Source organism: Achromobacter sp. AONIH1, from assembly GCF_002902905.1.
GTDB lineage: Bacteria > Pseudomonadota > Gammaproteobacteria > Burkholderiales > Burkholderiaceae_B > Achromobacter.
In genome coordinates this window covers 1577303-1599043 of sequence record NZ_CP026124.1, presented here as the reverse complement: position 1 = coordinate 1599043, position 21741 = coordinate 1577303, and the positions used below count along the sequence as shown (strand labels likewise).

The window sequence follows — 21741 nt, the reverse complement described above, 5'->3', positions numbered from 1 at the left end:
CACTTCTACAGAAGTCGGATACCGGGCGGCGGCGCCTTGCGGGTCGCGCCGCCCACTCCTGCCGCCCGCTCGCGGCGGGCAGGGCGGGACATCGGGTCCCGCCCCCGGGCAGCCCCGCGTGTCAGCGCACGGGCCAGCCGTACATCAGGCCTCCGTTCTTGTACGAAGCGTTCAGGCCGCGCTCAAGCTTCATGGCGCTCTTCTGGCCGAGCGTGGTCTCGAAGCTCTCGCCGTAATTGCCCACCTGCTTGATGATGTTGTAGGCCCACTTGTCATCCACGCCCAGGTTCTTGCCCATGCCCGGGGTCACGCCCAGGATGCGCTGGATGTTGGGGTTGGTGCTCTTGGTCATCTCGTCGACGTTGGCCTTGGTGATGCCGTACTCCTCGGCTTCCAGCATGGCGTTCAGCGACCAGCGGACCACGTTGAACCATTGCTCGTCACCCTGGCGCACCATGGGGCCCAGCGGCTCCTTGGAGAAGCCTTCCGGCAGGATCACGTACTTGTCCGGGTTCTCGAGCGTGGTGCGGGTCGAGGCCAACTGCGACTTGTCGGTCGTGAAGGCATCGCAGCGGCCGGCCGAGAAGGCGCGGATGATCTCGTCGTACTTGTCGATCACGACGGGCTTGAATTCGATCTTCTGTCCGCGGAACCAGTCGGCCAGGTTCAGCTCGGTGGTGGTGCCGGGCTGCACGCAGATGGTGGCGCCGTTCAGTTCCTTGGCGCTCTTGACGTTCAGGTCCTTGGAGACCATCACGCCCTGGCTGTCGTAGTAGTTCACGCCCACGCCGATCAGGCCCAGCGTGGTGTCGCGCGTCAGCGTGACGGTGGTGTTGCGGGTCAGCACGTCGACCTCGCCGGACTGCAGCGCGGTGAAGCGCTGCTGCGTGTTCAGCGGCGTGACCTTGATCTTGCTGGCGTCGCCGAACATGGTGGCGGCGATGGCGCGGCACAGGTCCACGTCCAGACCCTTCCATTCACCCTTGCTGTCCGCGATCGAGAACCCCGGAATGCCCGTGGAAACGCCGCACTGTACAAACCCTTTCTTCTTGACGTTGTCGAAGGTCGCGCCCGCATGGGAAGCTGCGGAAGCAGCAAACAAGGCGGCGCCGACAGCAGCGAGTTTCAGTACTTTCATCGTGATCTCCGTGTGGGTGAATCGAAGCCGGTAACCGGGCCGTGTGGGCCCTGCACATGCGCCGAATGGTAGCGGCGGCGCAGCAAGCGGCGCATCGGGGAATTCCCTCGAAATATAGGGACACTGGATCAATAAAACGATCGTCCACCATGAAAAATGGGGACGGCTTTTCGTTGGAAGATCTTGTGTTTCCGCACGGTCACACGCGTGTTTTGGAAACGTCTTCATCACGCGGGAATGCGTCCGCATCCCTGTCCCCGAGTTACTATTGCGGCTTCATCCGACAGCCGCCATGATCGAATTCCAGCACGTCTTCAAATCGTATGGCCGCGGCCGCAACATCCTGGCCGACATCAACTTCCGCGTCAGCGCGGGAGAGTTCATTTTCGTGTCCGGGCCGTCCGGCGCCGGCAAGTCCACCCTGCTCAAGCTGATCGGCGGGCTGGAGCCCGCCAGCCGCGGCTCCATCCAGGTCAACGGGCAACGGCTGGACAAGCTGCCGGCCCGCGCGCGCCCCTATCTGCGGCGCGCCGTCGGCGTCATCCTGCAGGACACCCATCTGCTGTTCGATCGCAGCGCGTTCGAAAATGTCATGCTGCCGCTGGCCGTCACCGGTCAGGCCTGGGACTCGGCGGCCGCGCGCGCCCGCGCGGCGCTGGACAAGGTCGGCCTGTCGGGCAAGGAAGAACTGAACCCGATCGAGCTGTCCGGCGGCGAGCAGCAGCGCCTGGCGATCGCCCGCGCCATCGTCAACCGCCCCGCCATCCTCATCGCCGACGAGCCCACCGCCAATCTCGACCATGACAACGCGCAACGCATCATGAATGTGTTTCGCGACTTCAACCGCGTCGGCGTCACCACGCTGATCGCCTCGCACGACCAGGAACTCATGGCGCGCTACGCCACGCGCACCCTGCGCATCGACCCCGGCAAGTTCTCCGATTCCCACGGCCCGGCCACGCCCGCGCCGGCCGCCGGCGAAGGAGCGCAAGCATGAACGCCTGGCTGCGCCAACACCGCTACGCGCTCATGGTCACCGTGCGCCGGCTGATCAAGCAACCCTTCTCCTCCCTGGCCAACCTGCTGGTCATGGCCCTGGCCCTGGCGCTGCCGCTGCTGGGCAGCGCCATCCTGGTATCGGTGCAGCCGGTGGCGCGCCAGATGTCGGTCACGCCCGAGGTCACGGTCTTCATGCGCGTGGACGCTCCGGCTGGCGCGGCCGCCGGCGTGGCCAAGCGCATCCAGTCCGAGCACCAGAACGACATCCGCGCCGTGCGCGTGGTGGGCCGCGACGACGCGCTGGCCAGCCTGCGCGCCAATCCCGCCTGGCAGCAGGCGCTGGCCGTGCTGCCGGGCAACCCGCTGCCCGACGCGGTGGTGGTCACGCTGGCCGACGGCGAGGACCTGTCGGGCCGCGCGGACCGGCTGGCCAAGATATGGAAGCAATGGGACCAGGTCGACCTGGTGCAGCTGGACAGCGCCTGGGTCCAGCGGTTGGAGGCCATCCTGCGCTTCGCCCGCATCGGCCTGGGCTTCCTGGCCGCCTGCGTGGCGGTCGTGGTGCTGGCGACGGTGTTCAACACCGTGCGCATGCAGGCGCTGTCGCAACGCGAGGAAATCGCCGTGGCGCGGCTGGTCGGCGCCACCGAATCCTTCGTGCGCCGTCCCTTCCTGTACCTGGGCGGCCTGTCGGGCGCGCTGGCCTCGCTGCTGGCCATTGGCGTCGCGGCGCTGGCCTTGTCGCCGCTGAACAACGCCCTGCTCGGCCTGGCCCGCAGCTACGGCGCCGAGTTCGCCCTGCGCCTGCCCGGCACGCCCGTGCTGGCGGGCGCCGTGCTGGCCGCCGCAGTATTGGGCGCGCTGTCGGCGCGCTGGTCGGTCACGCGCAGCACACGTTTCTGAACCGGCGTCAAACGCCGTTCTAAAGCCCCGTATAAAGCACCTTCTTCCCCGTGATCGGGGAAAAGCCGCGCGCAGTCCCCGTGTAGGATGGTCCCAGATCATCCCGGCGGGACCGCGCGCGACTGGCGCGGCCCCTGCCCGCGGAGACGGCGAAACCCAAGTCCGGCCCTGAGGCGGCGGCCTTGCGGCGGCCGCCGCCGTGGAACGGAAAGAACAAAACACAGGAGACGCAGCCAGCCATATAAGCAGGGACGCATTGTCGCCGCCGTTACACAGCATTTCTCCCGCTGGTCTTGCGAATATGCAAGAATAAAGCGCAAATTTTTTACATATTTTGAAACGAATTCTGTTTTCCGTAGCAGTGCACTTCGTGTCCTTATCGTTGCCCTTGCCCAATATTCCGCGCCATGGTCTCCCGTCTTGAAGCTCGCGCAACGCGCCATTACTACGACAGCGCGTTCCAATGTCAGGCGGTGAAAGTACTTGGCGCTTCCTGCGCCCCGGCCGCGCTGGCGGCCGCGAGCAGCGCGACCGCCGCCCAGCGGCGCCATGCGCCGCTCCCCTTGTAATGTCGCTGCATGTCTTGTCTCCTGGTCTTGATGGGCCCGGTTCCGGCCGGCAAGGTATGTTCCCTGCTCGTTCCGGGGGGCCGCCTGCTAAGGCCGCCTCATGGGGCCATGTCGTAGGGTCGCGTCGCGGGTCCGCATCAGCGCCACCCCTGCGCGAATTCACCGATCACGCGCTCCAGATGGCCGCGCATGGCCAGCCGGGCCGCGTCGCCATCGCCCGCCACCAGCGCGGCGAAGATGCGTTGATGGTCTTCCTGCGAGGCCTGGCGCAATTCCTGCGTGTGGAAGTGCTGCTCGATTTTTTCCCAGACGGGGCCGCGCGCCTGGTCCCACATGGACGCCACGGTGGCTTGCAGCACGCTGTTGCCGGTGGACTGCGCGATGTACAGGTGAAAACGCCGGTCGGCCTCTTCGTTGGCGACCTTGTCCATCATCTGCTCGCGCATGGTGCTCAGGGCCTCGAACATGCGGTCCAGGTCCGCGTCCTTGCGGGTGGTGGCGGCCAGCCCTGCGATCTCGGATTCGATCAGGCAGCGCGCGCGCAGCAGTTCGAACGGGCCGGCGCCGGGCTCCTGCGCCATGGGCAGGCGCGCCACGCCCGGCTTGGGCTCGCAGACATAGATGCCCGATCCGCCGCGCACCTCGACCACGCCCTGCAGCTCCAGCGCGATGATGGCTTCGCGCAGCGAGGTGCGGCTGACATCGAAGCGCTCGGCCAGCGCGCGCTCGGCCGGCAGGCGCTGGCCGACCGCGAATTCTCCCTGGACCACCAGGGCCTGGATCTGGGAGGCCAGACGCAGATAGGCGCGGTCCAGTCCCGGCTTTTGCGCGGGCTCTTCGGGCTTGGGGATCAGTTGCAGGTTCATGGCTTCTTAAATTGGTTAGACCAAATTCTAATTGGTTCACCACTTTTCACTATCATGGTTTACCAGAATACAAGTGGTAGACCAAATAACGATCCCGTGGCGCTGCCGATAAGATACGAGCCCGGAGAAGGATCCGCATCACGCATCCCCCGACATCGCAACGCCGCGAGGAGACCGCATGACCGACACGTCCCGCACGCCCCTGCCCGCTCCGGGCCAGGCCCCCGAACTGACCGTGATCCAAGCCGCCGCGCTGATCCGCGAGGGCCGGCTGTCCAGCCTGGACCTGACCCGCGCCTACCTGGACCGCATCGACGCGCGCCAGGACCTGAACGCTTTCATCACCGTGGACCGGGACGGCGCGCTGGCCCAGGCCCGCGCCTGTGACGAGGCCCGCGCCGCCGGGCGGCCGCAAGGTCCGCTGCACGGCGTGCCCGTCGCCATCAAGGACAACATCCACGTGGCCGGGCTGCCCAATACCGCCGGCACGCCGGCGCTCAAGCATTTCCGTCCGACCGAGGACGCGCCCGTGCTGCGCCGGCTGCGCGAGGCTGGCGCGGTGATCCTGGGCAAGACCCATATGCATGAACTGGCCTTCGGCGCGTCCGGCTACAACCATGCCTACCCCGGCCCGCAGGGCCCGGGCACGCGCAATGCCTATGACCCCAGCCGCATCGCCGGCGGCTCGTCCTCGGGCAGCGGCGCGGCAGTGGGCGCGCGTCTGGCGCCCGCCGCGCTGGGCACGGATACCGGCGCCTCGGTGCGCCTGCCGGCCGCGCTCAACGGCGTGGCCGGCTTCCGTCCCAGCGTGGGCCGCTATGACGGCGCCGGCATCACGCCGATCTCGCATACCCGCGACACGCCGGGACCGCTGGCGGCCAGCATGGAAGACATCGCGCTGCTGGACGCGATCCTGGCGGGCGAGGGCCAGCCGGCGCAGACGCTGCCCGCCGCCGGCCTGCGGCTGGGCCTGCCGTCGGGTTTCTGGGCCGGGCTGGAACCGGAAGTGGAACGCGTCACGCGGGCCGCGCTGGACAAGCTGCGCGGCGCCGGCGTGGAACTCATCGCGCTGGAGACGCCGGGACTGGCCGAGGCCAACGCGGCCGTCAGCATGCCGGTCTGCCTGCACGAGGCGAAGACCGATCTGACCGCGTACCTGGAACGCTATGAAACCGGCGTGGATATCACGCAGGTGGTGGCGGCCATCGCCAGCCCTGATGTGAAGGGCCTCTTCGACGGCATGATCATGCCGGTGACCCTGCCCGGCCCGGACGGCGCGCCCACGCCGATGACGCCGCTGTACGAAGCCGCCCTGGCGACGCATCGCGACGCGCTGATCGCGGCCTACCGAAGCGCCTTCGCCAGCCACCGCCTGGACGCGCTGCTGTTCCCCACGCTGCCCATGCTGCCGATCGCGGCCGATGCGCAGGCCAGCGGCATCGAGCACTTCATGCGCCTGATCCGCAACACGGACCCCGGCAGCAACGCCGGCCTGCCCGGCCTGAACATCCCGGCGGGGCTGTCGGCGACAGGCTTGCCGGTGGGCTTGGAGATCGACGGCCTGCCGGGCGAGGACCGCAAGGTGCTGTCCATCGGCTTGGCGCTGGAGGCCGTGCTGGGCAGGCTGGCGCCGCCGGCGGGCTGAACCTCGCGCGGCGAACGCCGCTCACCCCAGGTTCGGCGCCAGCGTGCGGCGCAGGTCCTCGATGCTGCGACCGCTGCGGCGCGCGTAGTCTTCCAGCTGGTCCTCGCCGATCACGCCAACGTTGAAGTACTGCGACTGCGGGTGGCTGAAGTAGAAGCCCGACACGCTGGACGCCGGGTACATGGCGTAGCTGTCGGTCAGCATCATGCCGATATCCTCGCCGTCCAGCACGCGGAACATGTCGGTCTTGACGACGTGTTCCGGGCAAGCGGGATAGCCCGGCGCGGGACGGATGCCCACGTACTTCTCGGCGATCATGTCGTCGTTGGACAGGGCCTCGTCGGGCGCGTAGCCCCACAGGTCCTGGCGCACGCGCGCGTGCAGGCATTCGGCGAAGCCCTCGGCCAGGCGGTCGGCCAGCGACTTGAGCATGATGCTGGAATAGTCGTCCAGGGCGCGCTCGAACTCGGCTTCCTTCTTCTCGATGCCCAGGCCGGCGGTCACGGCGAACATGCCCACGTAGTCCAGCTTGCCGCTGGACTTGGGCGCGATGAAGTCGGACAGCGACTTGTTGCTCACGCCCTCGCGCTTGGCGCCCTGCTGGCGCAGGTTGCGGTACGTGAACAGCACTTCGCTGCGCGTCTCGTCCTTGTAGATCTCGATGTCCTCGTCGTTGACGCTGTTGGCCGGATAGAAGCCCACCACGCCATTGGCGGTGAGCCAGCGGCCCTCGACGATGCGCTTCATCATGGCCAGTCCGTCGGCATAGACCTTGCGCGCCTGCTCGCCCACGACCTTGTCGTCCAGGATGGCGGGGAACGGCCCGAACAGGCTCCAGGTCTGGAAGAACGGACCCCAGTCCACGTACTTCGCGATCTCGGCCAGGTCGTAGCTCTTGAAGGTGCGACGGCCGATGAACTTGGGACGCGGCGGCGTGTAGGCGTCCCAGTCGATCTGCGGGCGCGCGGCGCGCGCCTCGGCCAGCGGCACCAGCGGCGTGGCCTTGCGGTTGGCGTGGCGGCGGCGCACGTCCTCGTACTCCCCGGCCAGCTCGGCCAGGTAGGCGTCGCGCTGCGTCGACATCAGGTTGGTGGCCACGCCCACCGAGCGACTGGCGTCGGGCACGTAGATCACCGGGCCTTCGTAGTTCGGCGCGATCTTCACCGCCGTGTGCACGCGGCTGGTGGTGGCGCCGCCGATCATCAGCGGCACCTTGCGCTCGCGGAAATACGGGTCGCGCTGCATTTCCGAGGCGACGTAGGCCATTTCCTCGAGGCTGGGCGTGATCAGGCCGGACAGGCCGACGATATCGGCCTGCTCTTCCTTGGCCTTCTCCAGGATCTGCGCGCAGGGCACCATCACGCCCATGTTCACGACTTCGAAGTTATTGCACTGAAGCACCACCGACACGATGTTCTTGCCGATGTCGTGCACATCGCCCTTGACGGTGGCGATGACGATCTTGCCCTTGGCGCGCACGTCGCCGCCGGCCGCCGCGATCTGGCGCTTTTCCTCTTCGATGAAGGGAATCAGGTGCGCCACCGCCTGCTTCATGACGCGGGCCGACTTCACCACCTGCGGCAGGAACATCTTGCCCTCGCCGAACAGGTCGCCGACCACGTTCATGCCGTCCATCAGCGGCCCTTCGATCACCTCGATCGGACGGCCTCCGCGCGCGGCGATCTTCTGGCGCACCTCTTCGGTGTCCTCGACGATGAAGGCGGTGATGCCATGCACCAGCGCATGCGACAGGCGCGCCTCGACGGAGGCGGCGCGCCAGGCCAGGTCTTCTTCCTTCTTGGCGCCGGAGCCCTTCACCGTGTCGGCGAACTGCACCAGGCGCTCGGTCGGCGTGCGCTCGTCGTCGGCCTCGGTCTTGCCTACCGGCTCGGCGCGGTCCAGCACCACGTCCTCGACCAGGTCGCGCAGCTTGGGATCCAGGTCGGCGTACACGCCGAGCTGGCCGGCGTTGACGATGCCCATCGTCATGCCTTCCTTGACCGCGTAATACAGGAACACGGTGTGGATGGCTTCGCGCATCGGCTCGTTGCCGCGGAACGAGAAGCTGACGTTGGACACGCCGCCCGAGATGCGCGCATGCGGCAGGTTGTCGCGGATCCAGCGCGTGCCTTCGATGAAGTCGACCGCGTAGTGGTTGTGCTCGTCGATGCCGGTGGCGACGGCGAACACGTTGGGATCGAAGATGATGTCCTCGGGTGGGAAGCCTTCTTCCTCGACCAGGATCTGGTACGCGCGGCCGCAGATTTCCTTGCGGCGCTCCAGCGTGTCGGCCTGGCCCTGCTCGTCGAACGCCATCACCACCACGGCGGCGCCGTAGCGACGGCACAGGCGCGCGTGCTCGCGGAAGATGTCCAGCCCTTCCTTCATGGAAATGGAGTTCACCACCGGCTTGCCCTGCACGCACTTCAGGCCGGTCTCGATGACTTCCCACTTGGAGCTGTCGATCATGACCGGCACGCGGGCGATGTCCGGCTCGGACGCGATCAGGTTCAGGAAACGGTGCATGCAGGCCACCGAATCCAGCATGGCCTCGTCCATGTTGATGTCGATGATCTGGGCGCCGTTCTCGACCTGCTGGCGGGCCACGGCCAGCGCCTCGTCGTACTTTTCCTCGCGGATCAGGCGCGCGAACATCTTCGAGCCGGTCACGTTGGTGCGCTCGCCGACGTTGACGAACAGCGTGTCCTCGTCGATGTTGAGCGGCTCCAGGCCCGACAGCCGGGTCTTGACCGGAATCTCGGGCACAACGCGCGGCGTCAGCGCGGTCACCTTGTCGGCGATGGCGCGGATGTGGTCGGGCGTGGTGCCGCAACAGCCGCCGGACATGTTCACCAGCCCGGCGCGCGCGAATTCCTCCAGCAGCGCCGAGGTGTCGGCCGGGGTTTCGTCGAAGCCGGTCTCGGCCATGGGATTGGGCAGGCCGGCGTTGGGATAGACGCAGACGTAGGTATCGCAGATCTTGGAAAGCTCGGCCACGTAGGGGCGCATCAGCGCCGCGCCCAGCGCGCAGTTCAGGCCGATGGTGACCGGGCGCGCGTGGCGCACCGAGTTCCAGAAGGCTTCCACGGTCTGGCCGGACAGGATCCGGCCCGAGGCGTCGGTGACGGTCCCGGAGATCATGACCGGCAGGCGGATGCCGCGCTGCTCGAACACTTCCTCGGTGGCGTAGATCGCGGCCTTGGCGTTGAGCGTGTCGAAGATGGTTTCGATCAGGACGATGTCGATGCCGCCGTCGAGCAGGCCGTTCAGCTGCTCGACATAGGCCACGCGCAGCTCGTCGAAGGTGACGTTGCGCGCGCCCGGGTCGTTGACATCCGGCGAGATGGAGGCGGTCTTGGGCTGCGGGCCCAGCGCGCCGGCCACGAAGCGCGGCTTGTCCGGCGTGCTGTAGGCGTCACAGGCCTCGCGCGCCAGTCGGGCGGATACCAGGTTCAGTTCGTAGGCCAGTTCCGGCAGGTCGTAGTCGCCCTGGGCGATGGAGGTGGCGCCGAAGGTGTTGGTCTCGATGACGTCGGCCCCGGCCTCCAGGTACTGACGGTGGATCTCGGCGATCACATCCGGCCGGACCAGGGACAGCAGTTCGTTGTCGCCCTTCAGATCCTTGCCGTGGCCGGCGAAGCGCTCGCCGCGGAAATCCGCCTCGCCCAGCTTGTAGCGCTGGATCATGGTGCCCATGGCGCCGTCCAGGATCAGGATGCGCTGGCCCAGCAGTCGGGCGAAGTCGCCGCCGCGGGTAAAGGCCTCGGGCGGATAGGGCAGACGGGGATAAGACACGAGAAAGTCCTGGACGTGTGGCGAAAAGGGGAAAAACGCCGTGAAATCAACCTGTAATCGTAACAAAACGGGGTCTTCCGCGCCCGGCGGTGATACAGTTTCGGCCCCGAACCGGTGCTTTCGGCGCACATTGCCGGCAAGAACGCAACACTTGCCGGCCGCGCGCGAAAGGTAAACGGGAAACAGGAAGGCATCCCCGCCGGCGGTCCATCAAGCCCGCCGACCGAGCCCAGCCTGTGCTGCCCCCGCAACGGTCCCCATGCGCCAGCCGCATGGCAGCCCGATACCGGCCTGTTCGACAGTCAGGACGCCCCCTTCCCGGTCCGCCGGACGCGGCGTCCTCCCATCGTGAATGGCCTGCGGGGTCGCGGGTCGCTTCGAGGTCATGCAGATGAAAGCCCGTACCCTTCGCCGCAGCGCCGGCGTCCTGCTCTGTTCCGCGCCGGCCCTGGCCGCCGCCCAGCAAACTCCCGCCCCCACGGAACTCAGCCCCATCACCGTCACGGCGCAGCGCGTGCCTTCCGACGCCGCCACGCTGCCGGTCGCGGTCTCGGTGATCACCGCCGAGGACATCGCCGCCAGCAGCGCGCGCACCATGCAGGACCTGCTGTCCACGCAGGCCGGCATCCACCTGCTGAACACCAGCAGTTCGACCGACAACGCCATCGTGGACCTGCGCGGCTTCGGCATGACCGGCGCCAGCAACACCCTCATCCTGGTGGACGGCGTCAAGCAGAACACCAACGACCTGTCCGCGCCCAACCTGGGCGTGGTGCCGCTGGACCAGGTCGAACGCATCGAAATCGTGCGCGGCAGCGGCTCCGTGCAATACGGCGGCGGCACCACCGGCGGCGTGATCAACATCATCACCCGCCGCGACTTCTCCAAGGAACCGGTCACCGCCCGCGCCACCGCCACCTTCGGCAGCTATGGCCTGCGCCAGTATGACGCGGCCATCGCCATGAACAACCAGAAGGTCGGCGTCGACGCCTACATGCAGTCGCTGCGCACCGACGGCTACCGCGACCACAGCGGCGAGCGCCGCGAGGGCGGCGGCGGCGGCATCACGCTGCGCCACGACAACGGCTCGATCCGCCTGTACGGCAACACCACCACGCAGCGCCTGGACCTGCCAGGCTCGCGCCTGATCGATCCATACACCGGCAAGAACGAGTTCGAGAGCGACCCGCGCGGCGCCAAGAACGACATCGACCGCATCAGGACCACCACGACCACCATCGGCCTGCAGGTCGAACAGTCCATCGGCGCCGGCACGCTGTACGCCGACGCGTCCTCCCGCCAGAAGAAGCTGGATGGCGTGTCCTACGACGGCTTCGGCGATATCCTGCGCGACCAGAAGCTGACCGAGAACCTCGCCAGCCTGCGCTACCGCCTGCCCATCAACGGCGGCCACAGCGTGGTCTTCGGCGCCGACGCGCAGGAAGCCAAGACCACCTCGGCCCAGGACGCCTATTACTCGCCCACGCCGGCGAAGTGGGAATCGCGCCAGCGCCAGTACGGCCTGTTCGCCGAGGGCACGATTCGCGCCACCGAGAGCACGCTCGTGACACTGGGCCTGCGCCGTCAGTACGCCTCGGACAAGGTGGAGATCCTGTCCGGCATGGACCAGCCGTCCGACCGTGGCAACCACCTGACCGCCTGGCAGCTGGGCGTGCGCCAGGACATCGGCGCCGGCTTCGGCGCCTATGCCAAGGTCGGCCGCAGCTTCCGCGTGGCCAACGCCGACGAACTGGTGTCGGTGAAATCGCCGCTGGCGCCGCAAACCTCCACCGACAAGGAACTGGGCCTGACCTGGAAGTCGGACAAGAGCAGCGCGCGCCTGTCCTGGTTCCGCTACGACCTGCGCAACGAGATCCAGTACAACCCGCTGGGCGATGGCATCTGGGGTCCGGGCACCGGCGGCAACATCAACCTCGACCCGACGCGCCGCCAGGGCATCGAGCTGGAAGGACACCATGCCCTGACCAGCAGCATCACGCTGGACGCCAACCTGACCTGGATGGAGGCGAAGTTCCGTTCCGGCACGTACAGCGGCGTGGACCTGGCCGGCAAACAGGTGCCGCTGGTGCCGAAGTGGCTGGCCAACGCCGGCGTGACCTGGCGTCCCACCGATGCGCTGCTGTGGAACGTGTCGGCCCAGTACGTCGGCAAGTCGCGCATGGACAACGACCAGGCCAACCAGTTCGGCGAGGAACTGAACGCCTATGTGCTGTTCAACACCAAGCTGGCCTACAAGTTCACCCGCAACATCGAAGGCGCGGTGGGCGTGAACAACATTCTGGATCGCAAGTACGCCAGCTACGGCGTGCGCGGCGCCAACACGGACTTCCAGTACCTGGGCTCCACGGCGCGCTACAACCTGTACCCAGCGCCTGGCCGCAACTTCTACGCTTCGCTGACGTTGCGCTACTAGAGTGAAAGCCCACCCCCGAAGCGCTGCGCGCTTCCCCCTCAAGGGGGCATGCCTGCGGACCGGCAAAGCCGGCTCCGCAGCATCCCTCTGGAGTGGCGTCTGCTTCATGCGAAGCATTTGGCGCTATGGGCAAGTAATGAGTGGCTTGCTGCCTGCCTTCGGGCTTGGCATGGCGGTGCTCGCGGGATCGGCACAGGCGCAGACTGCGCCGATCCGGGTCCAGGACGACCGTGGCCGCGCAGTCGTGCTGGCCGAGCCCGCGCGCCGGGCGGTGACGCTGGCGCCGCATGCCACCGAGCTGGTCTACGCGGCTGGCGCCGGCGACCGTATCGCCGCCACGATCCGTGGCAGCGACTATCCGCCGGCCGCGCGCGCGCTGCCGGTCATCGGCGATGGCACGCAACCGGACGCGGAACGCGTGGCCGCCGTCCGGCCCGACCTGATCATCGCCTGGCAACCGGCCGCCGCCGAACCGCTGGTCCGCGTCATGGACAAGCTGGGCGTGCCGGTCTACTACAGCGACCCGCAGACACTGGCGGACATCCCCGCCGCGGTGGAACGGATGGGCGAGCTGTTCGGCACCCAGGACCAGGCTCGGCCCGCCGCCAGGGCGCTGCGCGAACGGCTGGACCGGCTGGCCGCGCGCCATGCCGACCGCCGGCCGCTGCGGGTCTTCATCCAGGCCGGGCTGGATCCCATCTACACGCTGAATCGGACCAGCATCGTCAGCGACGCCCTGCGCTTGTGCGGCGGCGTCAACGTCTTCGCCGACTCGCCCGTGGTGGCGCCCCAGGTGTCGCTGGAAAGCGTGCTGGCGGCCCGGCCCGACGCCGTGCTGGCGGGCGTGTCGCGGCAGGAAGACAAGGCGAACAACCTCGCGGCCTGGCGCAAGCTGGGCCTGCCGGCCGCCCAGGCCGGCCATGTGTACGGCATCGACGCCGATGCCCTGTACCGTCCCGGCCCCCGCCTGATCGATGCTGCCGAGGCGCTGTGCGAGACGCTGGACGCGATGCGGCAATAGGCGCTGCCCCCACGGAATTCCGCCGGGTTCGGCAAATAGTGGAACGCCGCGTTCCGCCCATCGCGCCAGCGTCGCCGCCGCGTGCTTTATCATTCGTGCAACGCTCAGACCGTCCCTCGGGTCCGCTCCCGGTCCCGCTCTTCGAAACACCGCCATGACCACCCAAGACACCCTCACCATCGCCGGCCGCGCCTATTCGTCGCGCCTGCTCGTCGGCACCGGCAAGTACAAGGATTTCGAACAGACCCGCCAGGCGCTGGACGCCAGCGGCGCCGAGATCGTCACCGTCGCCATCCGCCGCACCAACATCGGCCAGCATGCCGGCGAGCCCAGCCTGCTCGACCACGTGCCGCCGTCGAAATTCACGCTGCTGCCCAATACCGCCGGCTGCTACACCGCCGACGACGCCATCCGCACGCTGCGGCTGGCGCGCGAGCTGCTGGACGGCCACGACCTGGTCAAGCTGGAAGTGCTGGGCGATCCGCACACGCTGTTCCCCAACATGCCCGAAACGCTCAAGGCCACCAAGACCCTGGTCGACGAAGGCTTCAAGGTCATGGTGTATTGCACCGACGATCCCATCCAGTGCCGCATGCTGGAAGACCTGGGCGCCGTGGCGGTGATGCCGCTGGCCTCGCTGATCGGCTCGGGCATGGGCATCCTGAATCCCTGGAACCTGCGCCTGATCATCGACCAGGCGCGCGTGCCCATCGTGGTCGACGCCGGCGTGGGCACCGCGTCCGACGCCGCCATCGCCATGGAGCTGGGCTGCGACGCCGTGCTGATGAACACCGCCATCGCCGCCGCCCGCGACCCGATCCTGATGGCCAGCGCCATGAAGAAGGGCGTGGAGTCCGGCCGCGAGGCCTTCCTGGCCGGCCGCATGCCGAAGAAGCTCTACAGCGGCGCGCCCAGCTCGCCCACCGAAGGCCTGATCGCCGCGGGCGCCGCGAAATGAACGCCGTCGCCCCTCGGCGCGCAGTGAACGCCGCCGCCTCCTGGCGCCAAGGACACGCCCGATGAACGCCCGCCCCATCCCCAACACGCTCAGCATCGCGGGCGTCGATCCGTCCGGCGGCGCCGGCAGCCTGGCCGACGTCAAGACCATGAGCGCCCTGGGCGCCTACGGCTGCGCCGTGATCGCCGCGCTGACGGCGCAGAACACGCAGGGCGTGACCGGCATTTCACCCGTGCCGCCGGCCTTCGTCGGCCTGCAGATCGACACGCTGTTCGCCGATGTGCCGATCGCGGCGGTCAAGATCGGCATGCTGGGCCAGCAGCCCGTGACGCTGGTGGTGGCGGAGAAGCTCGCCAAATGGAAGCCGGCCCACGTGGTGCTGGACCCGGTCATGGTGGCCAAGAGCGGCGACCTGCTGCTCGAGCGCGACGCCGTGAGCGCCATGCGCGAGGCGCTGCTGCCCCAGGCCACGCTGCTGACCCCGAACCTGCCCGAGGCCGGCGTGTTGCTGGAAGAGCGGCCGGTGGAAAGCGTGAAGGAAATGCGTCGCGTGGCCGAGCGCCTGCGCAACAAGATGGCCTATGACGGCGAGCGCTGGGTCATGGTCAAGGGCGGCCACCTGCCCGGCAACGACACCATCGACCTGCTGCACGACGGCGACCGCATGATCGAGCTGCCCGGCCACCGCATCGAGACCGCCAACACGCACGGCACCGGCTGCACCCTGTCGGCCGCGCTGGCCGCGCTGCTGCCGCAGACCGGCGACGTGCCCGAGGCGGCCCGCCGCGCCAAGGCCTACCTGACGGAAGCCATCCGCCAGTCCGGCCGCCTGTCGGCCGGCTCGGGCCACGGCCCGGTGCACCACTTCCACGCCTGGTGGTGAGCGGCGCGCGGTTACATTGCCCCCGGCCGGAGGCGGCCTGACCCCTCCCCGGCCGGGCCCGCGCCCCATGGCGTCACAGGACGCTACGAATCGGTACAATGGTCAGTTGATTCCTCTGTTTTCTCTGACCGTCATGAACGCTTCGACCCTGCCCGACGTAGAACAAGCCCGCTTCAACATGGTGGAACAGCAGGTCCGCCCCTGGGACGTGCTTGACGCCAATGTGCTGCAAGCCCTGTTCGATGTGCGTCGCGAACAGTTCGTTCCGCCGGCCCTGCGCGCGCTGGCGTTCTCCGACCTGGAGATCCCGCTGCAGATCAACGGCGTCGACTCCCGGCAGAACATGCTGGCCCCGAAGATCGAGGCGCGCCTGGCTCAGGAACTTCAGCTGACCAAGTCGGACTGCGTGCTGGAAATCGGCACCGGCTCGGGCTACCAGGCCGCGCTGCTGGGCTATCTGGCGCAGCAGGTGACCTCGGTCGAGATCGACAGCCGCCTGGTGACCTTCGCGCAGCAGAACCTGCAGATGAACAACGTCACCAACGTCAAGGTCGAAACCGGCGACGCCCGCAACGGCTGGGGCTCGACCGAATACGACGCCATCCTGGTGACCGGCTCGGTGCCGGCCGTGCCCGACGCGCTCAAGTACCAGCTGCGCGTGGGCGGCCGCCTGGTCGTCATCGTGGGCCAGGCGCCCGTCATGACCGCCTGTCGCATCACCCGCACCACGGCCGCCAGCTTCGAAACCGTCAACCTGTTCGAAACCGTCATCAAGCCGCTGCGCGGCGCGACGGTGTCCCAGTTCAAGTTCTGATCCGGCGCCGCCCGCGCCGTCCCCGCCCGGCGCGGGGATGCGGGGCGGACGTCCTGGAGCCGCACGACTCCCACGAAACATCATGCGCGTCCGATCGCTTACGGCATTACTGGTCTTCACCTGCGCCGCAAGCGTCGGTCCGTCGCGCGCCCACGCCGCCGACGACCTGATGCAGGTCTGGCGCACCGCGCTGGGCAGCGACCCGGTCTATGCCGCCGCGCGCGCCAACTACCGCGCCAGCCTGGAAAAGGAACCCCAGGCCCGCGCCGGACTGCTGCCGCAGATCAGCGCCGAGGCCGGCGGCGCCTACCGCGAAACCCGCAGCACGCAGGGCTTCGGCATGGCCTACAGCGGTGGCCGCGGCACCTGGGACCTGGCGCTGACGCAGCCGCTGTTCAACTGGTCGCGCTGGCAGGCCTACGAGCAATCCAAGCTGCTGACCGCCGACGCCGAAGTGCGGCTGCAGCAGGCCTTCCAGGATCTGCTGCTGCGCGTGGCCGAAGCCTATTTCAACGTGCTCTACGCCCAGGACGCCCTGACGGCGACCGAAGCCGAGAAGGCCGCCGTCGCGGGACAGCTGGAATCGGCCAAGCGCAATTTCGAGCTGGGCAACGCCACCATCACCGATACCTACGAGGCGCAGGCGCGCTACGACCTGGTGCTGGCGCAGGAACTGCGGCTGCAGAACGATCTGGACGTGCGCCGCGACGTGCTGGCCCAGATCCTGGGCTCGCCTGCCGGCGCGCTGGCGGAGCTGCCGCCCGGCGTGCGCCTGCCCTCGCCCCAGCCGGCCCGGCTGAACGACTGGAGCACGCAGGCCGAGGCCTCCAGCCTGGACGTGCTGCGCGCCCAGCTCCAGACCCGCATTGCCGGCCGCGACATCCAGATCGCCAGGAGCGGCCACTACCCCACCGTGAATCTGCGCGCCACCAGCGGCAGCGCCAGCGACGCGGTCATGAGCAACGGCAGCAGCGCGCCCGGCAAGCCCATCAACAACAGCGTGGGCGTGGTGCTGTCGATTCCGCTGTATTCGGGCGGCGGCGTCTCGTCCCAGGTGACCGAGCGGGTGCAGCTCGAACAGAAGGCGCGGCACGATTTCGAGGCCGCCCGGCGCCAGGCCGTCCAGGCCGCGCGCCAGCACTACACGGGCGTGACCAGCGGCCTGGCGCGCATCGACGCGCTGGAGGCCGGCGAGAAATCCAGCCGCGCCTCGGTCGAGGCCAACCGCACCGGCTACGAAGTGGGCGTGCGCATCAGCCTGGACGTGCTCAATGCCCAGCAGCAGCTCTATGCCACCCAGCGCGATCTGGCGCTGGCGCGCTACACCACGCTGCTGTCCGGGCTGCGGCTGAAGGCGGTCAGCGGCATCCTGGCCGAGACCGACCTGGAAGCGATCAACCGGCTGCTGCGCGAGCCGCGCTGAAAACCCCTGCAAGGCAGTGGCATTCTTGCGACATAGTGAGAAATGATAAAAAACTTTGTTTCTTAACCTGTTACGATTCGCGCCGCAGAACGAGGCCGTCCGATGCTTCGTTCCATGAGACGACGCCTCCATGACTACACGCTATGCCCGCGTTTCCGACGATCAGATCGCGCTGACGTCCACGCCTCGCCCCCCATTCCTGCCTCGCCTGACCACCGCGTTGTTGAGCGCCGCGCTGACCCTGGCCGCCAGCCAGGCCCTGGCCGGCGGCGCTGGCGGCGGCGGCGACAATCCGGGCGGCAAGGGCGGCGGCTGGGAAAACCAGGGCAATGGTGAAAACATCGACCCGAACGACGGCAAGGCCACGGTGTCCGACCTGTCCGCCAACACCGTCCGTGAATTCACCACCATCACCCATGGCGGCGTGGGCGGGACCTCTCCCACCTTCGGCGGTGGCGGCGGCGGCGCGGCCGCCTACTTCGGCGGCGCCAATGCCACCATCACGGTCCGATCCAACCTGCTCGGCGGCTCGGGCTGGGTCGGTTATTCATCGACAGATGGCAGCGGCGGCGGCGGCGATGGCCTGATCGTGATGGACGGCAAGGTCAATGTCACCGCCACGGGTCAGTTGGTGGGCGGCGACGCCACCTATTCGATGGGCGGCAGGCCAGGCAGTGGCGGGGCCGCGCTATACCTGGACAAAGGCACGATCCAGAATGCCGGCCTTATCGTCGGCGGCACGGGCGGCTACAACAACGGCGCAGCCCCCTCCGGCATCGCCCCAGGCGGCAATGGCGGAGACGGGGCCGTGCTGCGCAATGGCCGCATGGTCAATGAAGGTCGCATCACGGGTGGAGAGGGCGGCATGAGCATGACCCCCAACTCCCGTGGCGGCAACGGTGGCAACGGCGTTGTCATCATGGCCGGCTCGAATACGCCGCGCCTGCCCGGCTCCGCGCTCGGTCTGCCGGACCTGGTCAACCGTGGCCAGATCACGGGCGGCAATGCCGCCAACAACAGCGACTACCCCAGCCCATATCACTCCGGCACCTCGGGCGCCGGCGTTGTCGCCAAGGACAACGTCTACATCGTCAACTACGGCACCATCACCGCGGGGGGAGACGGTTCCGGCGCCAACGGCGTCGCGGTCAGGCTGACCGGCGATGGCAATCGCCTGGAACTGGCGAACGGATCCAGCATCATGGGCCATATCCTGTCGACCGGCCGCAACACGCTGGCGCTGAACAGCGCGGATGGCAAGCCCACCACCGCCTCCATGACCGGCGACCTGTACCTGGGTCCCGGCGACACCTTCGAAGTCCGCGCCACCCCCACCGCCGCCGACCGCCTCGATGTCAACGGCAAGGCGCAAATACACGGCACGGTCAGCGTGGTCGCCGGCACGGGCACGTATGCGGAAAGCACGCGCTACACCATCCTGACGGCGCAGACCTTGAGCAACAAGTTCATGTCGACCACCTCCAACCTGGCCTATCTCAAGCCCACCGTGGCCAACGAAGGCAACACGGTGGTGCTGACGCTGGCCCTGCGCCAGGCGCCCAAGCCCGACCCGGATCCCGATCCCGTCACCCCCACCCGCCCCATCCGTTTCGAGGATCTGGCCGACACCAGCAACCAGCGCGCCGCGGCGCGCGGGGTCCAGAGCCTGCCCGCCAGCAATCCGCTGTACCAGGCCGTGCTCAACCTGCCCGTGGGCGCGCCCGCGCCGACGTTCACCGCGCTGTCCGGCGAAACTCATGCCAGCAACGCCGCATCGCTACGCAACGTCGCCAACACGTCCGCGATGCTGCCGCTGGAACACTTCCGCAGCAACATGACCGCCGCCCTGCTGCCCGGCCAGCCCAGCGCCGCCGCGGGCGCCAGCGACGCCGTGCCCGACGCAGCCACCTTGCCCGGCTCCACCGTGCGCCCGGTCTGGGCCCAGGTGATCGGCAACTGGCAACGCGCCAGCGCCACCGACAACACCGCCGAGGTGCGCCAGCACACGGGCGGCCTGTTCATGGGCGCGGACCGCCCGCTGGGCGGCGGCTGGCGCATGGGCGGCGCGGTGGGCTACACCGACTCGCGCGCGCGCGCCGACGCCGTCGATTCCAAGGCCGACATCAGCAACTACAGCCTGACCCTGTACGCCGGCAAGTCCTTCGAGGCGGGCGCGGGCAAGCTGAACTTCCTGGCCGGCGGCGCCTATACCTGGCACGACCTGAGCACCGAACGCATGGTCCGGATCGGCGGCGGCACGCAGAAACTGCAGGCCGACTACGGCGCCAGCACCGCGCAGCTGTTCACCGAGCTGGGTTACGCCATGCGCGTCTCGCCCGCGCTGACGCTGGAACCGTACGCGGGCCTGATCTGGAGCGACCAGCGCATCCGTGGCTTCTCCGAATCGGGCGGCTACGCGGCCCTGTCCGGCCAGAGCCAGCGCAACGCCCTGACCACCACCACGCTGGGCCTGCGCGGCCGCCAGGACATCATGCTGGGCTCGATCAGCGCCGCGCTGCGTGCCGGCCTGGGCTGGCGGCATACCTTCGGCGACGTGCAACCCAGCACCACCATGGCCTTTGCCGGCGGCGATTCGTTCTCGGTGACCGGCGCGCCCATCGCCCGCAATGCGGCGCTGGTGGAACTGGGCCTGGACGGCAACCTGTCGCGCAGCACCACGCTGGCGGTGGGCTACAGCGGACAGTTCGGTTCGGGCAACCGCGACCAGACCGCGTCGATGACGCTGCGCTGGAAATTCTGATCGCGGCCAGCACCGCGCGCAGATGACAAAGGCGGCCCCATGGGGCCGCCTTCTTTTTTGCATGACAGAGGATCGACGCGCGACCGCTCAGCCGCCCTGGATCTTCTTCACCAGCGCCGTCGTGGAACGCTCGAACTCGAACGGGATCGCCACCGCGCGGCCGCCCCAGCTCTTGACCAGCGCGGTCTCGGGCAGTGTTTCCATGTCGTAGTCGCCGCCCTTGACGATCAGGTCGGGCTTCAACTGGCCGATCAGGACCTCGGGCGTGTCCTCGTGGAACGAGGTCACCACGGCGACGCAGCCCAGCGCCGCCAGCAGCGCGGCGCGGTCCTCCATGCGGTTGAGCGGGCGCTCGGCGCCCTTGCCCAGGCGGCGCACGGATTCGTCGGTGTTGACCGCCACGATCAGCGTGCCGCCCAGCTGGGCCGCCTGGTCCAGGTAGGTGGCGTGCCCGCGATGCAGGATGTCGAAGACGCCATTGGTGAACACCAGCGGGCGCGCATAGCGGCCGGCGGCGACGGCGGCGACGCAGTCTCCGCGGGACAGGATCTTGGATTCGAAACGGGCGGTCATGGCCGGATTGTAGCGGTCAGGCGCCCGCCAGGATGATTTCCTTTTCCTTGGGGACGAGCAGCGCCGTCATTTCCTTGCGGTAGCGATTCAGATCCTTGACGGTCTCGAAGCTGCGGTCCATCAGCTTGGACAGGATGTGCAGGATGCGCGAGGCGACCTTCTGCTCCCAGACGCCATCGAAGCGGATCTGCGTGTCCAGCCAGTGCTCCAGCCAGCCCGGCTCGGGCAGGCGCGACTGCACCGTGTCGTTGGGGAACAGCTGCTTGTTCACGTGCAGGTTGGTCGGGTGCAACGCCTGCTGCGTGCGCGCGGCCGACGCCATCAGCACGCCGATCTTCGAGAACGCCAGGCGGGCCTGCTCGCTGGTTTCCTGGCCACGATCATGCAGCGCGCGGCGCATGTACTGCAGATAGGCGCCGGCGTGGCGGGCCTCGTCCTGCGCCACGGTCTTGTAGATGGCCTTGATGACCGGCTCGGTATGCCATTCGGCGGCGCGGCGGTACCAGTGGTTCAGACGCACCTCGCCGCAGAAATGCAGCATCAGGGTTTCCAACTCGGGCGCCGGATCGAATTCAAAGCGCACCTTGTGCAGCTCTTCCTCGGTCGGCATCAGGTCCGGGCGGAAGCGGCGCAGGTATTCGATCAGCACCAGGGAATGCTTCTGCTCTTCAAAGAACCAGACCGACATGAATGCGCAGAAATCGCTGTCGCCGCGATTGTCGCGCAGGAACATCTCCGTCGCAGGAAGCGCCGCCCATTCGGTGATGGCGTTCATCTTGATCGTCTGAGCCTGCTCGTCCGAGAGCTTGCTGCGATCAAAATCATCCCAGGGGATGTCATGCGCCATGTTCCAGCGCACGGCTTCCATGGTCTTGAAGAGTTCAGGATAAAGCATGGTCTGCCCTTGTATATGTCCCGCGTGGGGCTATAGAAATAAATCGAATGGCGCCGCGGCCTGG

Annotated in this window: 15 protein-coding genes; 10 read left to right on the top strand and 5 right to left on the bottom strand. The window is 68.0% G+C overall.

The window, feature by feature from the left end:
- Nucleotides 1-121 precede the first annotated feature (121 nt).
- Nucleotides 122-1138, bottom strand: a complete 1017-nt coding sequence (locus C2U31_RS07360; protein ID WP_103272245.1) for an amino acid ABC transporter substrate-binding protein — start codon at nt 1136-1138, stop codon at nt 122-124.
- A gap of 292 nt (nt 1139-1430) precedes the next feature.
- On the opposite strand from C2U31_RS07360, the gene C2U31_RS07355 reads away from it, so the two are divergent.
- Together C2U31_RS07355 and C2U31_RS07350 are read left to right on the top strand one after the other, a co-directional pair.
- Nucleotides 1431-2135, top strand: coding sequence for a cell division ATP-binding protein FtsE (locus tag C2U31_RS07355; protein WP_103272244.1), 705 nt, complete (start codon nt 1431-1433; stop codon nt 2133-2135).
- Nucleotides 2132-3040 (top strand): ABC transporter permease, encoded by a 909-nt coding sequence (locus tag C2U31_RS07350; RefSeq protein ID WP_103272243.1) that lies wholly within the window; start codon nt 2132-2134, stop codon nt 3038-3040. The genes C2U31_RS07355 and C2U31_RS07350 overlap by 4 nt, the downstream gene beginning before the upstream one ends.
- Nucleotides 3041-3746: 706 nt before the next feature.
- On the opposite strand, the gene C2U31_RS07340 is transcribed toward C2U31_RS07350, so the two are convergent.
- A complete protein-coding gene (locus tag C2U31_RS07340) occupies nt 3747-4475 on the bottom strand; it encodes a FadR/GntR family transcriptional regulator (RefSeq protein ID WP_103272242.1) in 729 nt (242 codons plus the stop codon).
- Nucleotides 4476-4653: 178 nt separating this feature from the next.
- Here C2U31_RS07340 and iaaH point away from each other — a divergent pair, with 178 nt between their 5' ends.
- Nucleotides 4654-6120 (top strand): indoleacetamide hydrolase, encoded by a 1467-nt coding sequence (gene iaaH, locus C2U31_RS07335; protein ID WP_103272241.1) that lies wholly within the window; start codon nt 4654-4656, stop codon nt 6118-6120.
- Between the two features lie 21 nt (nt 6121-6141).
- Here the strand turns inward: iaaH and metH are convergent, their stop codons facing one another.
- On the bottom strand, nt 6142-9915 hold the full coding sequence (gene metH / locus C2U31_RS07330; RefSeq protein ID WP_103272240.1) for a methionine synthase: 3774 nt from the start codon (nt 9913-9915) through the stop codon (nt 6142-6144).
- A 391-nt stretch (nt 9916-10306) separates the two neighbouring features.
- Between metH and C2U31_RS07325 the strand changes: the two genes are divergently transcribed.
- From C2U31_RS07325 to C2U31_RS07295, 7 genes are all read left to right on the top strand, one after another.
- The gene (locus C2U31_RS07325; RefSeq protein WP_103276299.1) at nt 10307-12349 is read left to right on the top strand and encodes a TonB-dependent receptor; all 2043 of its coding nucleotides are present in this window, start codon (nt 10307-10309) and stop codon (nt 12347-12349) included.
- Between the two features lie 136 nt (nt 12350-12485).
- Nucleotides 12486-13370 (top strand): cobalamin-binding protein, encoded by an 885-nt coding sequence (locus C2U31_RS07320; protein WP_103272239.1) that lies wholly within the window; start codon nt 12486-12488, stop codon nt 13368-13370.
- A 154-nt stretch (nt 13371-13524) separates the two neighbouring features.
- Complete coding sequence (locus C2U31_RS07315) at nt 13525-14328, top strand: thiazole synthase (RefSeq protein WP_103272238.1); 804 nt, start codon at nt 13525-13527, stop codon at nt 14326-14328.
- Nucleotides 14329-14389: 61 nt separating this feature from the next.
- Entirely contained in the window at nt 14390-15211 is an 822-nt protein-coding gene (gene thiD, locus C2U31_RS07310) for a bifunctional hydroxymethylpyrimidine kinase/phosphomethylpyrimidine kinase (RefSeq protein ID WP_103272237.1), read from the top strand.
- 133 nt (nt 15212-15344) lie between these two features.
- Entirely contained in the window at nt 15345-16025 is a 681-nt protein-coding gene (locus C2U31_RS07305; protein ID WP_103272236.1) for a protein-L-isoaspartate O-methyltransferase, read from the top strand.
- Between the two features lie 82 nt (nt 16026-16107).
- Nucleotides 16108-17448: a TolC family outer membrane protein gene (locus tag C2U31_RS07300; protein ID WP_103272235.1), complete on the top strand. Its 1341-nt coding sequence runs from the start codon at nt 16108-16110 to the stop codon at nt 17446-17448.
- Between the two features lie 130 nt (nt 17449-17578).
- On the top strand, nt 17579-20209 hold the full coding sequence (locus C2U31_RS07295) for an autotransporter outer membrane beta-barrel domain-containing protein (RefSeq protein ID WP_103272234.1): 2631 nt from the start codon (nt 17579-17581) through the stop codon (nt 20207-20209).
- 87 nt (nt 20210-20296) lie between these two features.
- Here C2U31_RS07295 and rfaE2 read toward each other — a convergent pair whose 3' ends face one another.
- A complete protein-coding gene (rfaE2, locus tag C2U31_RS07290) occupies nt 20297-20782 on the bottom strand; it encodes a D-glycero-beta-D-manno-heptose 1-phosphate adenylyltransferase (RefSeq protein ID WP_103272233.1) in 486 nt (161 codons plus the stop codon).
- 16 nt (nt 20783-20798) lie between these two features.
- On the bottom strand, nt 20799-21677 hold the full coding sequence (locus C2U31_RS07285; protein WP_103272232.1) for a ferritin: 879 nt from the start codon (nt 21675-21677) through the stop codon (nt 20799-20801).
- Between the last annotated feature and the right edge of the window lie 64 nt (nt 21678-21741).

What these genes read in the sequence shown, in the direction of transcription:
- C2U31_RS07300 (WP_103272235.1), top strand. Translation starts at nt 16,108, where the DNA reads ATGCGCGTCCGATCGCTTACGGCATTACTGGTCTTCACCTGCGCCGCA.
- C2U31_RS07340 (WP_103272242.1), bottom strand. Translation starts at nt 4,475, where the DNA reads ATGAACCTGCAACTGATCCCCAAGCCCGAAGAGCCCGCGCAAAAGCCG.
- C2U31_RS07295 (WP_103272234.1), top strand. Translation starts at nt 17,579, where the DNA reads ATGACTACACGCTATGCCCGCGTTTCCGACGATCAGATCGCGCTGACG.
- C2U31_RS07325 (WP_103276299.1), top strand. Translation starts at nt 10,307, where the DNA reads ATGAAAGCCCGTACCCTTCGCCGCAGCGCCGGCGTCCTGCTCTGTTCC.
- rfaE2 (WP_103272233.1), bottom strand. Translation starts at nt 20,782, where the DNA reads ATGACCGCCCGTTTCGAATCCAAGATCCTGTCCCGCGGAGACTGCGTC.
- C2U31_RS07350 (WP_103272243.1), top strand. Translation starts at nt 2,132, where the DNA reads ATGAACGCCTGGCTGCGCCAACACCGCTACGCGCTCATGGTCACCGTG.
- thiD (WP_103272237.1), top strand. Translation starts at nt 14,390, where the DNA reads ATGAACGCCCGCCCCATCCCCAACACGCTCAGCATCGCGGGCGTCGAT.
- C2U31_RS07285 (WP_103272232.1), bottom strand. Translation starts at nt 21,677, where the DNA reads ATGCTTTATCCTGAACTCTTCAAGACCATGGAAGCCGTGCGCTGGAAC.
- C2U31_RS07355 (WP_103272244.1), top strand. Translation starts at nt 1,431, where the DNA reads ATGATCGAATTCCAGCACGTCTTCAAATCGTATGGCCGCGGCCGCAAC.
- C2U31_RS07315 (WP_103272238.1), top strand. Translation starts at nt 13,525, where the DNA reads ATGACCACCCAAGACACCCTCACCATCGCCGGCCGCGCCTATTCGTCG.
- C2U31_RS07320 (WP_103272239.1), top strand. Translation starts at nt 12,486, where the DNA reads ATGAGTGGCTTGCTGCCTGCCTTCGGGCTTGGCATGGCGGTGCTCGCG.
- C2U31_RS07360 (WP_103272245.1), bottom strand. Translation starts at nt 1,138, where the DNA reads ATGAAAGTACTGAAACTCGCTGCTGTCGGCGCCGCCTTGTTTGCTGCT.
- C2U31_RS07305 (WP_103272236.1), top strand. Translation starts at nt 15,345, where the DNA reads ATGAACGCTTCGACCCTGCCCGACGTAGAACAAGCCCGCTTCAACATG.
- iaaH (WP_103272241.1), top strand. Translation starts at nt 4,654, where the DNA reads ATGACCGACACGTCCCGCACGCCCCTGCCCGCTCCGGGCCAGGCCCCC.